A 14,949-nucleotide genomic window follows, 5' to 3' on the forward strand; every position below is an offset into this window, starting at 1 on the left:
ATTTTTGTCGATCCGGCCAGTAGCAGTCGGTATGGCAGACGACTCGTCCGGTGTCGACGACGAGACGGGCGCTCGAGGCCCCGATTCCGAGCCGGACGTCTTCGAACCCGGAACCGACACCGAATCCGGCTGGGACCGCGACTCGAGGGAGTGGGACGGTTCGACGACCGGCGAGGGTGAATCGGACGCGGGACGTGAACGGATCCCGATCGATCTCTCCGACGATCCCGAACCGGACGACGAGGGACCAGCGGACGACGATTCGTACGAACCCGAGCCCAGTTCGGCCCCGGTCGAGTCGGGAGATCCGAGCCTCGAGAACGTGTTGTTCGTGTTGTTGGGGGTCGTGGCGATGGTCGTCGTGATCGTCCGCGTCGTCTCGCTTTTGGTTTAGTCTCCGAGCGTGGAACCTCGCGGTTCCGACCGTCGACCACGTCCCCGGTTTTTCGTCGCTGGACACACCATTCGGTCGACACAGCTATACGCACGCCGTGTGATATGTTGTGCCGTAGGCATGAATTCGGTCCAGCCGGTTCTCGATCGATACGCCGACGACGTCCCGGTCGAGGAACTCGTCCAGCCGTTTCTCGAGTTCGAGCGGTGGACCGGCGACGATCCCCGCTTGCTCGTCGCCGAAGCCGCGGCCGCGACGACCGGACAGCGGTTCGTCGACGGCATCAAACCGGCCGTCACCCGGTTTCGCGAGGCGTTCGTCGAGACCGGGCGCGTCAGTTCCGTCGCCGATATCGCCGCACTTTCACTCGAGGACGACGACCTCGTGGCGGCGTTCGGTGCACGACGGAACCGTCACGTCTTGCTCGAGGCCGCCGCCGTTCTGGCGAGCCGACCGGAGGACGACGACCTCGCCGCCTTGCGGGGGTGGGCGGCCGAGGCCGATCAGTACCGACACGACGAGGATCCGATCGGATCGATCTCCGGCGTCGGCCCCTCGAGTTTTCAGTATCTCCGACAGCTCGCGGGCGTCGACGCGGTGACGCCCGACCCGACGGTCACGGCGTTCGTCGAGGCCGTCGACGAGGAACTCGAGCACTCACCGCTCGAGACGGCGACCGATCGGCTGACGATCGCCTCCTGTGAGTGGCTGTCGCTCGTCTCCACGTACCGGCCCCTCGCGATCGATCGGATCGCCTGGTGGGCGTTCACCGACGACGAAGACCGGCGGCCGGCGCTCGAGGCGGCCGGTCTAACTCTCGGTCAACTCCTGTAGCTCCTTGAGTTCGGGTTCGATCTCGTCCAGTTTCCGGTGTTGGTGACCGGCGGCGAAGTCAAACGGATTATAGTCGTCCCGTTCGGACGTCGGGACGATGGCTATGGACGTCTTCGGTCTGCTTGGCAATCCGGTCGGTCACTCGCTGTCGCCACCGATGCACGAGGCAGCCTACGACGAACTCGGACTCGACGCGCGGTACGTCACGTTCGAACCCGCTCCCGACGACATCGAGGCGGCGATCGACGGCGCCGACGCGCTCGGAATCACCGGGATGAACGTGACGATTCCGTTCAAACGGGACGCACTCGAGATCGTCGAACCCGACGAGTTGGCCGCCCGAATCGGCGCGGTCAACACGATCGACTTCTCGGGGCCGGGCGCGCCGACCGGTCACAACACCGATGCAGTGGGCGCGCTTCGCGCGTTACGGGATCACGACGTGTCCCTCGAGGGTGAACACGCCGTCGTCGTCGGCGCAGGCGGCGCTGGCCGGGCGATCTCGTTCGGGTTGGCCGACGCGGGTGCGACGGTTTCGATCGCCAACCGGACCGTCTCGACCGCCCACGACCTCGCGGACGACGTTCCCGACGCGACGGGGTACGGCCTCGACGAACTCGAGGCGCTGATCGCCGACGCCGACGTGCTGGTCAACGCGACGAGCGTCGGTATGGAGGAGGACGCGACGCCCGTCCCGGCCGAGGCGCTTCACGGCGATCTCGCGGTGATGGACGCGGTCTACCGCCCGCTCGAGACGCGACTGTTGTCCGACGCCGCGGCTGCGGGTGCGACCACGGTCGACGGCGCGTGGATGTTACTGTATCAGGGGGTCGAGGCGCTCGAGTTGTGGACCGGGGAGGACGTGCCGGTCGAGGCGATGAGCGAGGCGTTGCGGTCGCAGCTGTAGCTCTCGAGTCGGCCACGTCGGCGACTGCCGGGCCGACCGCCACCGGTCGCACTCACGATCGAGTCGTCTACCGGGGAGAATCCGCCGGAGTCCGGAGTGTATCGGGCAGACGGATCGACGATGTTCCACATCGGACGATTTTAAGTGAAGCAAACGTGTATCTCTTCCCGATGGGAATCCTCCAAACGTTGAAATCGCTGTTGGGGATCGACGACTCGGGTTCGCAGTCACAGGACGCTCGAGACGTCGGAGTAACGGTCGAACGCGAGCGCTCGAGCGAGGGCGAGGTGGGAGGGACGCCCACGGAGACGCCGTCGCCGGACGAGGAGGCGGCCGCCGCCGGCTCGACGGCCGCCGCTTCGACCGACTCCGTCATGGATCCACCGGACGAACCCGAGGAAGCTGCCGAGCCGGCGGAAGCGACGGGACCGACGGAGACGGACGCGACACCTACCGAAGAGACGACGGTGGACGAACCGCCGGCCGAGGACGTTTCGGAGCGCTCGCCCGACGAGATGGGTGACGAGTCCGCCTTCGAGGAACCGGACGACGAGCCGAGCGAGCCGGTCGACTCGATCAAGGGAATCGGTCCGGCGTACGCCGACCGCCTCGCCGACGCCGGCGTCGAGACGGTCGCGGATCTCGCCGATACCGATGCCGGTGTACTGGCCGAGCAAACAGATATCTCCGAAAAACGACTTCAGGGCTGGATCGACCGGGCCGAAGTCCGGTAGCCTCGATCGCGGACTCGAGTTCCTCCACCGGGCGGACGGGAAACGAGATCGGGTCGCGATCGGATCCGCATCTCGGTGCTGTCGGCCGTATTATACGGACCGCAATGAGTCGGTCGCGGTCGATCGCAGCCCGTATCATACGGATTGCTGTAACGGTTTACCGGTGAAACCACAGACGGCTCGTGGTTTCGCCGGTAACGATTTACAGCAGACCGTATCAGACCGCGAGGTCGGCTTTCGCTCGAGTCACGCTGACGTCCTCGGCGTCGACGTGGTCGACCTCGAGGAAGTGTGGAATGTAGTTTCGGCGTTCGTACTCTTCGTACTCGTCTTCTTCGCCCACGGTACACCACAGTTGGACCTCCTCGGGACCGTTCCACTCCCCGTTTCGATTGATCCCGAAACAGACCACCTCTTCGCCCTCGTACTCGATGATCGCGCCCGAACGAATGCCGGGATCCCCGTGGATGATGAGCTGTTTCATACGGGACGGTTCGACAGAAGACGGATTAAACGCTTCGACCGGGCCACGGCGAGGACTGCCAACAGTTCGCAAGCCGGACCACCAGTGGACGGCGACGAACCAAACGGGTTTTAAACAGCCCTACCTTAGCCCACCGCAAGTGAGATAACCATGCAGATGCCACGCAGATTCAATACGTACTGTCCGCACTGCCACGAACACCACGAGCACGAAGTCGAGAAGGCCCGAACCGGCCGCTCCTCGGGAATGAAGTGGGACGCTCGCCGAACGAAGCGCAACTCCGCGTCGATCGGTAACTCGGGTCGCTTCTCGAAGGTGCCAGCCGGCGAGAAGCCGACCAAGAAGACCGACCTCAAGTACCGCTGCAGCGAGTGTGGCAGAGCCCACCTCCGCGAAGGGTGGCGAACCGGTCGACTCGAGTTCCAGGAGTGATTTCAATGGCAGGAAACTTTTACAGCGTCCGATGCGGTGACTGTGAGAACGAACAGGTCGTCTTCGGCAAGGCCTCCACCGAGGTCGCCTGCGCCGTCTGCGGTACGACCCTCGCCCGACCGACGGGAGGAAAAGCCGAGATCGAACACGAGATCTTAGAAACAGTCGAGTCACGATGAAATTCACCGGCTGGCCCGATCCCGGCGACCTCGTCGTCGGCAAGATCGACGAGATCGAAGACTTCGGCGTCTTCGTCGATCTCGAGGAGTACGAGGACAAACGTGGGCTGATCCACATCTCGGAGGTCGCAAGCGGCTGGATCAAGAACGTCCGCGACCACGTCCGAGAGGGCCAGATCGTCGTCTGTAAGGTGTTAGACGTCGACGAAGGACACGAGCAGATCGATCTCTCGCTCAAAGACGTCAACGACCACCAGCGCTCCGAGAAGATCCAGCAGTGGAAAAACGAGCAGAAGGCCGACAACTGGATGGATCTGGCGGTCACCGAGGGGATCGACGACGAGGCGTACACCGCGATCGCGAACGAACTGATCGGTGCCCACGGCAGCCTCTACGACGGCTTCAAGCAGGCGGCGATCCACGGCGAGGAGGCGCTCTCGGGTACCGATCTCACTGACGAGGAGATCGAATCGATCGTCGAGACCGCCCGCGAAAACGTCTCGGTCCCGTACGTCAACGTCACCGGCTACGTCGACCTCGAGAACCCGTCGCCGACCGGCGTCGACGGCATTCGTGACGCACTCGAGGCCGCCGAGGGCAACGGCGGCATTCCCGACGAAGTCGACCTCGAGGTCAACTACGTCGGCGCACCCGAGTACCGCATCAAGGTCAAAGCACCGAACTACAAGACCGCCGAGGCCCAACTCGAGGAGAGCGCCCAGCGGGCGGTCACCGCCATCGAAGGCCACGACGGCGACGGCGAGTTCCACCGCGAGCGACGAACCGACGACGAGTAACGTTCGACATCGACTCTCGAGCAATGAAATCAGATATCCGGGTGTGTTCGGCCTGGCGCGAGCGACACGACCGCCCGGTCTACAGTCTTTCGTCGGAGTGTCCGGAGTGTAGCGCCAAAACGGAAAACAGCGCCCCGGCCCCGTTCGATCCCGAAGATCCGTACGGCGAGTACCGACGCGCTCTTAAACGTCGCAGTCGCTGATACGGTATGGACGAACTCGAGATCGACGCAGTCGCCGAGGCCGACTTGGACGACCCCGTTCTCGTCGAGGGGTTGCCGGGCGTCGGCCACGTCGGAAAGCTTGCGGTCGATCACGTACTCGAGGAACTCGAAGGGGAGAGTACGCTGGTTCGCCGCGTCTACTCACAGGAGTTTCCGCCGCAGGTGACCATCGAGGACGGCGTCTCGGAGCTAACCTGCGCAGAGATCTACGCTATCACCGTTCCTGAGGGGCGTGACGTGCTCCTGTTGACGGGCGACAACCAGGCACAGACTAACGAGGGCCACTACGTGCTGACGACCGCCTTTCTCGACATCGCTGAGGAGTTCGGCGCATCGGAGGCGTTCGCACTCGGCGGCGTTCCGACGGGTGAACTCATCGACGAGTACGCCGTCGTCGGGGCGGTCAGCGACGAGTCGCTGCTCGACCCGCTCGAGGAGGCTGGCGTCGAGTTCCGCGAGGACGAACCCGCCGGCGGCATCGTCGGGGTCTCCGGGCTCTTGCTCGGCCTCGGCGAACGCCGGGGCTTCGAGGCGGCCTGTCTGATGGGCGAGACCAGCGGCTATCTCGTCGATCCGAAAAGCGCCCGTGCCGTGCTCGAGGTGCTCGAGGCGGTCCTCGAGTTCGACCTCGACTACGAGTCGCTGGACGAACGCGCCGGCGAGATGGAGGACGTCATCGGCAAGATCCAGGAGATGGAACAGCAACAACAGAACATGGAGATGCCGACGGACGACGACCTGCGCTACATCGGGTAACGAACTGTTTCGCGACAGCGGCCCCGATCGCACGATGTGAGCGCGACTGGTGCGCGATGCTCTTGCGGTCGTCAACTACCGAGAGTATTCGCCCGACTGTGACGCCGCGACCCAATAGCTGTTACTCTCAAGATTCGATCCGAAACGTCCGGCGTCCGGTATCAGCCCTCAAGCACTTCGTAGGTGACGTCGGCGTCGCGCAGCGTGTCGGTGACACGACCCACCTCGTCGGTCGTGACGACGACGGTCACCGCGAGGCCGCGTTCGGCCCCTTCAGCGGCGATTTCGCCGGCCGCGAACGGGACGGCGGGATCGGTTCCGGCCTCGCGACAGGCGACGACGGCCTCGACGCCGGCCGCGACGATCAGGTCCGCGTCTTCACAGTGGTCTGCGACGAACCGCGAGTCGACGGCACGGCTCCCTCCGGTACGGACCGCCGGCACCTGGAGGACGGTGACCGAACCCGGCTCGAGGTCCATGACGCCCTCGAAACTGGTGACGCCGACGTCGGTGCCGGCCTCGGCATCGGTCGTCGCGACGCCGGTCGCCGGCCCTTGGTCGCCGGAACGAGCGTGGAGCAGGCCGTTCTCGACGAACAGGGAGACGGTCTCGCCCTCGTCGATGTCGTCGGTGGCGATGTACGCCGCTTCGCTCATCGCGTCGAGGACGTCGCCGGTGACGTGATCGGCGAACCGGCGGACGTCGTCTGCGGTCTGGAACAGCCAGTCGACTCCTTCCGGGGTGACGCGGTAGCGTGATCGTCCCTCCTTCTCGACGAGTCCCTCGTCGACGAGTTCGCGGATGTACTCGCTGACGGCCTGACTCGTGACGCCGACCTCCTCGGCGATCTCGCCCTGGCTGACGGCGGGCTGGCGCTCGGCGATCTGCACGAGAATCCGAAACCGCGTCGCGGCTCGCTTGTTGTCGAGGACGTCGACCATACCACTCCCTTCTCACCAGCGTTGCAAAAGTTCCGCGGTCGTGGCCTCCGAACGCCGGCTCGAGGCGATTCGAAACGGATCGTCGGGATCGGTCGGTCGGCTCGATCGACCGGATCTCCACACATGCGTTCGATCGGATCTTCGATCCACGGCCAAGAACGAAGCTCGTGGCCGTCGTCCGTAACGTCATGCACCTGACCGAACCGGCCAACCGATCTCTGCGCTTCCAAGGGCGTCTAACGCCCCGTCTACCGGAGAACGGGGGCGCGACGACGACTGAACAAACTCATTAGGGTTCGACACAGTCTCGAGAGCATGAACGACCGCTACGACGTGGTGATCGCCGGCGCGGGTCCGGCCGGTGCCCAGTGTGCGCGTGACCTCGCTGCCAGAGGCTACGACGTCGTCGTGCTCGAGACGGAGTCCGAAGATGAGTTCCCCCGCCAGAGCAACAAATCGACCGCGGGGACGTTCCCCTCGATGATGGCCTCCTTCGGGATTCCCGACGACGTGGTGATGCAGTATACCGACAGCGTCGTCCTCGAGTCGCCGAAAGACCACTACGTGCGCGAACAGCCGGGTGCCGTCCTCGAGTTCGCCGACTTCAAGCGATACCTCGTGGCCGACGGCGAGGACGACGGCGCGGAGTATCGCTTCGACGCGCGCGTAACAGCGCCGATCACCGAGGGCGGCGAGATGGTCGGCGTCCGATACAACGGCGACGAGGAAGTGTACGGCGAGATCGTGATCGACGCGACGGGACCGGCGGCCCCCCTCGCGAAGAAACTCGACGTCGTCGACCTGAAACGCGAGAACCACGCGGTCGGCATCGAGTACGAGTTCGAAGGCATCGATATCGATCGTCCCGGCTTTGCCGACCTCCACGACGCGATGATGCTCCGACTCGACCACGCGATCGCACCCGGCGGCTACTCGTGGATCTTCCACACCGGTGAGGATACGGCGAAGGTCGGTCTCTGTTACATCCAGAACGACATCCACAGCCGTTACGCCCGTGATGGATTTACCATCGACGACTATCTCGAACACTGGCTCGAGACCGATCCACGCTTTCGAAACGCCGAGCGACTCGAGGGGAAACAACACCGCGGGTCGGCACACATCCAGCCGCCAGGACAGATGCACACCGATCGGTTCATGGCCATCGGCGATACCGTGCCGACGGTCGATCCGCTCTGGGGTGAGGGGATCAACAAGTGTATGCAGTCGGGTCGGATGGCCGCCGCCGCAGCCGACAGCTGTCTCAAACACGGCGATCTCGAGCCGACTGCGGAGAACCTCGAGGTGTACGACACCCTCTGGCACCAGGAGGTCGCACCGAACGTGCGAAACCGGCTCTGGATGACGAAACTGCTCTATCTCGCGGAGAACGACCGATACGACGCGTTCATGCGGGATCTAAACCGGATGGACGACGAGACGCTGTCGAAGGCCAACCGTGGCAGTCCCATCGCCATCGCGAAACTGCTCGAACTCGGTGATCTGCCGCTTATCACCAGGCTCGCCCGCTGGGAGCTCGGGCTCGGCGACCTGAACTGAACTCGGTGTCAGCGACCGATGATCTCGGCCGCTCGAGTGATCGTGGCGAACTCTCCCTCGAGGTGGGCCAGTGCGGTCCGGTGGACGACGTCGGCGTCGAACTGTTCTCCCTCGAACCGCCGGTCGAACGTCGCGGTCGCGTCCGCGACGACGGTCACGTCGAAGCCGCGATTCTCGGCCATCCGTGCGGTCGTCGAGATGCAGTGGTCGGTGGTCAACCCCATCACCACGAGCGTCTCGTGGCCGCGTTCTCGGAGCCACGCCTCGAGGTCGGTGTCGACGAACGCCCCGTTGACGGACTTGACGAACACCGGTTCGTCACCGCGGGGCTCGAGGTCGGGCTTGAACGCGAATCCCGGCTGATCACCCCGAAGCGGCGAGTCGGGTTCGGTCGAGTCGTGTCGGACGTGAACGACGGGGCGGTCGGTCTTGCGCCACCGCGAGAGCACCGTCGCCGCCCGCCGTTCCGCGTCGGGATTGTTCCGAACTCCCCACGACTCGTCGTCGAACCCAGACTGGAAGTCGATCAGGAGCAACACGGCACGCTCGAGCGCCGAATTCGCCTCATGGTCGAGCGCCGACGCTCCGTCACTCATGAGAACCGGCCGGCACGAATCGCCGGGTCTCGAGCCACCTTGGGCGCCGTTTTCGACCGTAACTTTCCGGGCCGAACTCGTTGAATGGGGGCTTCCTGGTCCATTGCCGTCTGGAATCCAGGCTCGTTCATTGCGTACGACTTGGCGTTCGTACCAATGTATGTTTAGCTTTTCTCCGGAGTTGCCTTTCACTCCCTCGCGGTTAATATCAACCGATATTCATGTCGTTAGCTCCGGTACGAATACGGCACGTCGTGGGGTCCAACCGGGAGGCCGGGACAGCGGTCCGTATCAGACGTCTTCGGGGAGCCAGCCGCCGTCGACTTCGATGTTCTCGCCGCTGACGTACTCGTTGTCGGGGTCGAGGAAGAAGTACAGCGGCCGGATCAGATCCTCGAAACTCGCGGGACGGTCTCGAGGCAACTCGTCGGGAAACTCCGCGGAGTTCTCGACGACGTACGGTGAGATCGCGTTGACCGTGATTCCGTCATCTTGCGTGTCCGCCGCGAGCATTCGCGTGAACATCAGGACGCCCGCTTTCGCGGCAAAATACGGGAAGTTCTTCGGGCTCACTAGTCCCTTCTCCGAGGAGGCGTAGCCGACGTTGACGATCCGTCCGAACTCGCGTTCGCGCATCGCGGGCAGCGCACGTTTCGAACAGAGGTACGTTCCGTTCAGGTTCGTCTCGAGTACCCGGTTCCACCGATCGAAATCCGTCTCCTCCCAGTGTTCGGGCGCGAACTCTCCGACGTTGTTCACGAGAACGTCGACGGAGCCCAGTTCCGACTCGACGGCCGCAAAGAGGCCGTCGACGCTCTCGGGATCGGTGACGTCGCCTTGGACCGTCATCGTCGCCGACGCCCCACGGTCGGCCGCCCCGTCGGCGACGTCGCGGGCCGCGTCGGCGCTCGTGTGGTAGTGGACCGCGGTTTTCGCGCCGCAGTCGGCGGTCGCCACCAGCAGTTCGCGCCCGACGCCTCTCGCGCTTCCCGTGACGAGGACCGTCCGCCCCTCGAGGTCAGGTCCGTCCATACGGATTCCTCGAGAACTGTGCCGAAAAATCGCTCGGAACCGGACTCTCCGACCGGTTTCGGACTTCGACTGTTCGAAAAAAGTCCTGAATTTAAGTAGGACCCGGGCGATAGCCGACCCATGACACTGGAAACAATCCTACTCGCGATCGGACCCGGCGACGCGGAACGGAGCGACGAGCTGGCCGAAGCGGTCGTCGAGGTCGCGGCACCCACCGATGCGACGATCGTCCTCGCACACGTCTTCACCGACTCGGAGTACGACGAAGTACTCACGCAACTCGAGTTCGACGTCGACAACGACGAGATCGATCCGGACGAGGTCGCAGCGCGCCACTCGACGGTTCGAAACCTCCGTTCGGTCTTCGACGACCGCGGCGTCGAGTACCGGATTCAGGGAGCGGTCGGCGAACACGGTGCGACGATCGTCGACGTCGCGACCGACGTCGATGCGGATCGGGTCGTCGTCGGCGGCCGCCGCCGATCGCCGACCGGGAAGGCGGTGTTTGGATCCACCGCACAGGAGGTGTTGCTATCGGCACCCTGCCCGGTGACGTTCGTCCGGAGCAGCGAAGCGGAGTAGTACCAGGCATCGACTGCAGGTTGTGACGCCGGCAGTCGATCGCCCCCACATTTTGAGGTTCGTGCGTACCGACCCGACGCCCCCACAGGACAGTCACGAGTGTCGCCGTGGTGGCCGGCGACGACCGTCCGAGACGCCGGTCGGTCGTTCGAGGAAATCTGAACTCGTCGGCGAGTACAATATGTGCAGTTAAGTGTCGCGACGGACGTCTTTCAGGTAGCATGGTCTACTATGCGGGCGTCGATCTCGGCGCGACGAACGTGCGGGCCGTCGTCGGTGACGACGAGGGAACGACGATCGGCCGAAGTCGCAACGCTACGCCGCGTGGCCCGACGGGGATCGACGTGACGGAAGGCGTCCTCGAGACGCTTCGAGCGGCCTGTGTCGATGCCGGCGTCGATCCCGAGGAGATCGTTGCCGTGGGAATCGGCTCGATCGGTCCCTTCGACCTCGCGGAGGGTGCCGTGATCGACCCCGCGAACCTGCCGGATTCGATCGATCGCATCCCGCTGACCGGCCCCATCGAGAAGCTGGTCGACAGCGACGAGGTCTACCTTCACAACGACACGAACGCGGGCGTCATCGGCGAACGGTTCCACGCGAGTCGAAACCCCGACGACATGGTCTACATCACCATCTCCTCGGGGATCGGTGCCGGCGTCTGTTGTGACGGCGAGATCATCGGCGGCTGGGACGGCAACGCCGGCGAGGTCGGTCACTGCGTCGTGGACCCGCGCGGCCGGCTGACCTGTGGCTGTGGCCACGACGGCCACTGGGAGGCGTACTGCTCGGGCAACGCCATCCCCGACTACGCCCGACTGCTCGCCGAGGACGATCCGACGATCTCGACCGGACTCCCGCTCGAGGACCCGGATTTCACCGCGAGGGACGTCTTCGAACTCGCAGGCGACGACGAACTAGCCGACTACGTGATCGACCAGCTCGCCCACTGGAACGCGATCGGCGTCGCCAACGTCGTCCACTCGTTCGCACCGATCGTCATCTCCTTCGGCGGCGCCGTTGCACTCCACAACGAGGAACTGGTCGTCGACCCGATCCGCGAGCGCGTCTCCGAGATGGTGATGTCGAACGTCCCCGAGATCCGGGTGACCGACCTCGGCGACGACGTCGTCCTCGAGGGAGCACTCGCGAGCGCGATGACGAGGGGGACGGGAGATCGCCGCCGACTCAGGGGCTGAGCCGTGATTCGGCCCGTCGGCTGACACCGCTCGAGTTCGTGGGCGCTCCTCGATCAGCCGAAAACGACCCAGCGCTATTTATTCGCTCGTCACCTGGGATGGGTATGCGGCGCAGATCGTTTCTCCGAACGAGCGGCGTCACCTCACTCGGCCTGACCGTCCCAGCATCGACGAGTGCAGCCGATCGGTGGGGGGAAACGTCCGACCGGTCGACGCTCGCGTCGGCCCAGGAATCCTACGAACCGCTCGGTCGCGTCTCCGTCGAGGGGGCCGCTGAAGCCGTCCTCGGCGACGACGGCGCGGTCGCGTACCTCGCCGCGACGACCGGCTTTGCGACCGTCGACGTGAGCGACCCCGACGACCCGGCACTCCTCGCGGAGGAACGGGCCATCGACGTCGACGGCGCGCCAGTGCTCCAGATCCTCGACGTCAAAGTCGACGACGAGATGCTGATCGTCCCGGGACCGGCGAACCGCGGCTCCGACGAGTTTTTCCACGGGTTCCTCCGGTACGACGTGAGCGATCCCGCCAACCCAGTCGAAATCGGCGAACCGTACGAGACCGGATACCACATCCACAACTGCTATCTCGACGGCGAGGTGCTGTACGTCGTCGCGAACGATACCGACGAGAACCCGCTGGTCGTCTACGACGTCGGGGGCGAGGTCGTCGAGGAGATCGGTCGCTGGTCGCTTCTCGAGCGCGAACCCGGCTGGCGCGACGTCGACTGGCTCGCACGATACCTCCACGACGTCTCCGTCCACGACGACGTCGCGTACCTCGCTCACTGGAACGCCGGCACCTACCTGCTCGACGTGAGCGACCCCGCCGAGCCCGAATACCTCTCACACGTCAGCGATACGGACCTCGAGTCCCAACGCGAGATGGACGACGACCGGGACGCCCGGCTCGGCCTGCCGGGCAACGACCACTACGCCGCGGTCGACGAGACGGGCGACCTCCTCGCTGTCGGGCGAGAGGCGTGGGCGACCGGCGGCGGCGAGCCCGACGGGCCGGGCGGGATCGACCTCTACGACGTGAGCGACCCCGCCGAGCCGGCGTTTCGGGCGGCGATCGACGCGCCGCGGGCCGCCGACGAGCGCTACTACGGGCCGCTGTGGACGACCGCCCACAACTTCGAGCTTCGCGACGGCGACCTCTACGCCTCGTGGTACCAAGGGGGCGTGACGATCCACGACGTGAGCGACCCTGCCGAGCCGACAGAACGCGCCTCCTGGCGCGATCCCGAGACAGCGGCGTTCTGGACGGCACGCGTCGCCGATCCCGGCGAGACGTTCGTGGCGAGTTCGACGCCCGCGATTCCCCACGGGCTGACCGACGGGGCACTCTACACGTTCCCGATCCGGGCCGGCGAGCAGGCCGACCAGCCGCCGCTTACGGACCTCGACGCCCTCGAGTTCGACGAGCCGGCTACCGGTGGAAACGAATCGTCGAACGGTGGTGGCTCCGACGCTGCTGGGACGGCGACGGCCGCCACCGACGACGCGTCAGCAGCGAGCGACGACGCAGAAGACGACACGTCCGGAAGCACCGACCGAACACCGGGGTTCACCGCCGCCGGGACGGTCGGAGTCGTCGGGGGAGTCGCGGCTCTCGAGTGGTTTCGACGCCGTAGCCGGGTGAACGATCGAGGCGGATCCTGATCGACGTCCGTCACCGTTTCCGGGGACCATCAGGGTCGTTCCTGACGATTTCGGTCGCGTGACCAAACCTATTCACCGCTCGAGCACCTAACGCGACCAACGACCGAATCCGACACCGACTCGACGCTTCGCGAGCGGGTCGAAAAGTCTTCCGCGGGATTCGGCGCTCGTTCAGCCGACAGAGCGACCGGTTGTAACTCTAACTCAAGAGGTGGCCTTGAAGCAGTGTGTAATCTCCCCCAGATACCTCAACACCTTCAATAACATTATCTCCGTCAAGGAGCCTCCCACGAAGAAGTGTTAGGTCACTACCTGTAACTTCATCTGAGTGGGTGAGAGAGGCAACTGCATCGTAGACCTCTTCATCAACCGGTAGTTCACTACTTCCACCGTTACCATCGTTTGATGAAATAGTGACCACTTCCGTAGAGCTAACACCAGTATCGGCAACCTCAAAGTCAAGCGTATATGTCCCTGGACTGATTCCGTCAGCGAAAAAGCTCTCTGTAGTATCGCCCTCCATCTCAATTGTAATTAATTCGGCATTCTCTGGGTGCTGGTCCACAAGTTCAAAGCTACCACTCTTAACAAAAGATTGGGTTAAATCATCACCGAGAAGTTCGCCATTTGCGGAGACCAGCACAGGGAACGAACCTCGATTCGAATTAACCGAAACCGTTGTTGATTCACCTTGATCCACTTGTGCGGTAGTGAATTCAACATCAAAATCTTGGGTGACGATTTCGAATGTGTTCTCGAGTGTGGCATCAAGGTCGTCGATGTCGATGAAATATAACGCAGGATCTAAGTCACCAGTATCAACCTTGATCTGACCGCTATCGTCAGACAACACTTGCCTGTAACGTCTTGCATCTTCAATCTCATTGCCATCAGTTGACGTTACTTCTAGAAGATTGTAGGCAGTATTTGGGACAATATGTTCGCCCTTGGTAGCTCCTGTTTGCCCCTGCCATACGACACCGTTGAGGTCTACAATATTGTCATCTGATGGCATCGGTGGCGAGACTTGAATTTCGTGTGAATCTGGCGTAGAAACGTTGTACTGGTCATTTAAGTCGTTATAGATGGTTGGTGTAGTGCCTTCCACTATTTTGAGGTTGGTATCTGCTGATGTGGTTTGGTCTTGGGTATCAACTGTCACATGTGCTAGTTCCGCTTCCTGAAGGTAATCTAGCGAGACCTCCGAAACAGCAATTGATACAAAGTCTTCTTCTAACGTGATGTCAACGCCCGAGTTCTCTCCATTCAGTTCAACGTCATCAAAGGTGGCTAATTGACTCTCTGCAAGCTCGAGATCAATAGTATAACTACTAATTCCCTGGGTTGCATCACTAACTACAATTGGAAGGGAGCGACTTTCTCCCGCGGTTATATCAATGGGTGTTTCTGATGAAACCGAAAGCTCAACCTTGTTATCTCCTTCATCAATATATATTGTAGCATGGTCTTCAGCGGTCGTGTCTGGGCTGTCAAACGTGAACGTATACGAACCTGGTTCAATATCCCTAAACGCAATATCGGTACTTCCCGACCGGTGTGAGAGCCGAAGCTAAAGCGTTGCTCTGATTGGGAGAATGTCCGGTTGAGAGAATGTGTTCACCATACCTCAACCA

The 14,949-nt window shown here is 63.1% G+C and carries 18 protein-coding genes; 13 read left to right on the plus strand and 5 right to left on the minus strand.

Annotation, left to right across the window (positions count from 1 at the left end; all coding sequences use genetic code 11):
- The first annotated feature begins 31 nt into the window (after positions 1–31).
- The 4 genes from GRS80_RS14715 to GRS80_RS14730 all read left to right on the plus strand — a co-directional run bounded on the left by GRS80_RS14715 (position 32) and on the right by GRS80_RS14730 (position 2,869).
- Positions 32–394 (plus strand): hypothetical protein, encoded by a 363-nt coding sequence (locus GRS80_RS14715; protein ID WP_160048222.1) that lies wholly within the window; start codon positions 32–34, stop codon positions 392–394.
- Between the two features lie 120 nt (positions 395–514).
- Entirely contained in the window at positions 515–1,228 is a 714-nt protein-coding gene (locus GRS80_RS14720; protein WP_160048223.1) for a hypothetical protein, read from the plus strand.
- 103 nt (positions 1,229–1,331) lie between these two features.
- The gene (locus GRS80_RS14725) at positions 1,332–2,135 is read left to right on the plus strand and encodes a shikimate dehydrogenase (RefSeq protein WP_160048247.1); all 804 of its coding nucleotides are present in this window, start codon (positions 1,332–1,334) and stop codon (positions 2,133–2,135) included.
- A gap of 170 nt (positions 2,136–2,305) precedes the next feature.
- A complete protein-coding gene (locus GRS80_RS14730) occupies positions 2,306–2,869 on the plus strand; it encodes a helix-hairpin-helix domain-containing protein (RefSeq protein ID WP_160048224.1) in 564 nt (187 codons plus the stop codon).
- Between the two features lie 217 nt (positions 2,870–3,086).
- Here GRS80_RS14730 and GRS80_RS14735 read toward each other — a convergent pair whose 3' ends face one another.
- Complete coding sequence (locus GRS80_RS14735; RefSeq protein ID WP_149080603.1) at positions 3,087–3,353, minus strand: HAH_0734 family protein; 267 nt, start codon at positions 3,351–3,353, stop codon at positions 3,087–3,089.
- Positions 3,354–3,503: 150 nt separating this feature from the next.
- Here GRS80_RS14735 and GRS80_RS14740 point away from each other — a divergent pair, with 150 nt between their 5' ends.
- Genes GRS80_RS14740 through GRS80_RS14760 form a run of 5 tightly spaced genes read left to right on the plus strand, consistent with a single transcriptional unit; the run spans position 3,504 to position 5,741 of the window.
- The gene (locus GRS80_RS14740) at positions 3,504–3,785 is read left to right on the plus strand and encodes a 50S ribosomal protein L44e (RefSeq protein WP_149080602.1); all 282 of its coding nucleotides are present in this window, start codon (positions 3,504–3,506) and stop codon (positions 3,783–3,785) included.
- Between the two features lie 5 nt (positions 3,786–3,790).
- The gene (locus GRS80_RS14745) at positions 3,791–3,964 is read left to right on the plus strand and encodes a 30S ribosomal protein S27e (protein ID WP_160048225.1); all 174 of its coding nucleotides are present in this window, start codon (positions 3,791–3,793) and stop codon (positions 3,962–3,964) included.
- Positions 3,961–4,761 (plus strand): translation initiation factor IF-2 subunit alpha, encoded by an 801-nt coding sequence (locus GRS80_RS14750; RefSeq protein ID WP_160048226.1) that lies wholly within the window; start codon positions 3,961–3,963, stop codon positions 4,759–4,761. Before GRS80_RS14745 ends, GRS80_RS14750 begins: the two co-directional genes overlap by 4 nt.
- Positions 4,762–4,784: 23 nt before the next feature.
- Positions 4,785–4,964, plus strand: a complete 180-nt coding sequence (locus GRS80_RS14755; RefSeq protein WP_160048227.1) for an RNA-protein complex protein Nop10 — start codon at positions 4,785–4,787, stop codon at positions 4,962–4,964.
- Between the two features lie 6 nt (positions 4,965–4,970).
- A complete protein-coding gene (locus tag GRS80_RS14760; protein ID WP_160048228.1) occupies positions 4,971–5,741 on the plus strand; it encodes a proteasome assembly chaperone family protein in 771 nt (256 codons plus the stop codon).
- A gap of 161 nt (positions 5,742–5,902) precedes the next feature.
- On the opposite strand, the gene GRS80_RS14765 is transcribed toward GRS80_RS14760, so the two are convergent.
- A complete protein-coding gene (locus GRS80_RS14765) occupies positions 5,903–6,682 on the minus strand; it encodes a MarR family transcriptional regulator (protein WP_160048229.1) in 780 nt (259 codons plus the stop codon).
- 315 nt (positions 6,683–6,997) lie between these two features.
- Here GRS80_RS14765 and GRS80_RS14770 point away from each other — a divergent pair, with 315 nt between their 5' ends.
- A complete protein-coding gene (locus tag GRS80_RS14770) occupies positions 6,998–8,242 on the plus strand; it encodes a digeranylgeranylglycerophospholipid reductase (RefSeq protein ID WP_160048230.1) in 1,245 nt (414 codons plus the stop codon).
- A gap of 8 nt (positions 8,243–8,250) precedes the next feature.
- Here GRS80_RS14770 and GRS80_RS14775 read toward each other — a convergent pair whose 3' ends face one another.
- Complete coding sequence (locus tag GRS80_RS14775) at positions 8,251–8,838, minus strand: cysteine hydrolase family protein (protein ID WP_160048231.1); 588 nt, start codon at positions 8,836–8,838, stop codon at positions 8,251–8,253.
- Between the two features lie 291 nt (positions 8,839–9,129).
- A complete protein-coding gene (locus GRS80_RS14780; RefSeq protein ID WP_160048232.1) occupies positions 9,130–9,870 on the minus strand; it encodes an SDR family oxidoreductase in 741 nt (246 codons plus the stop codon).
- 120 nt (positions 9,871–9,990) lie between these two features.
- Between GRS80_RS14780 and GRS80_RS14785 the strand changes: the two genes are divergently transcribed.
- The 3 genes from GRS80_RS14785 to GRS80_RS14795 all read left to right on the plus strand — a co-directional run bounded on the left by GRS80_RS14785 (position 9,991) and on the right by GRS80_RS14795 (position 13,315).
- Complete coding sequence (locus GRS80_RS14785) at positions 9,991–10,452, plus strand: universal stress protein (protein ID WP_160048233.1); 462 nt, start codon at positions 9,991–9,993, stop codon at positions 10,450–10,452.
- A 221-nt stretch (positions 10,453–10,673) separates the two neighbouring features.
- Positions 10,674–11,651 (plus strand): ROK family protein, encoded by a 978-nt coding sequence (locus GRS80_RS14790; protein WP_160048234.1) that lies wholly within the window; start codon positions 10,674–10,676, stop codon positions 11,649–11,651.
- Between the two features lie 104 nt (positions 11,652–11,755).
- Positions 11,756–13,315 (plus strand): hypothetical protein, encoded by a 1,560-nt coding sequence (locus GRS80_RS14795; RefSeq protein WP_160048235.1) that lies wholly within the window; start codon positions 11,756–11,758, stop codon positions 13,313–13,315.
- Between the two features lie 199 nt (positions 13,316–13,514).
- Here GRS80_RS14795 and GRS80_RS14800 read toward each other — a convergent pair whose 3' ends face one another.
- Complete coding sequence (locus tag GRS80_RS14800) at positions 13,515–14,477, minus strand: hypothetical protein (RefSeq protein WP_160048236.1); 963 nt, start codon at positions 14,475–14,477, stop codon at positions 13,515–13,517.
- Positions 14,478–14,949 lie beyond the last annotated feature (472 nt).

It is taken from the genome of Natrialba sp. INN-245 (assembly GCF_009807105.1).
Taxonomy (GTDB): domain Archaea; phylum Halobacteriota; class Halobacteria; order Halobacteriales; family Natrialbaceae; genus Natrarchaeobius; species Natrarchaeobius swarupiae.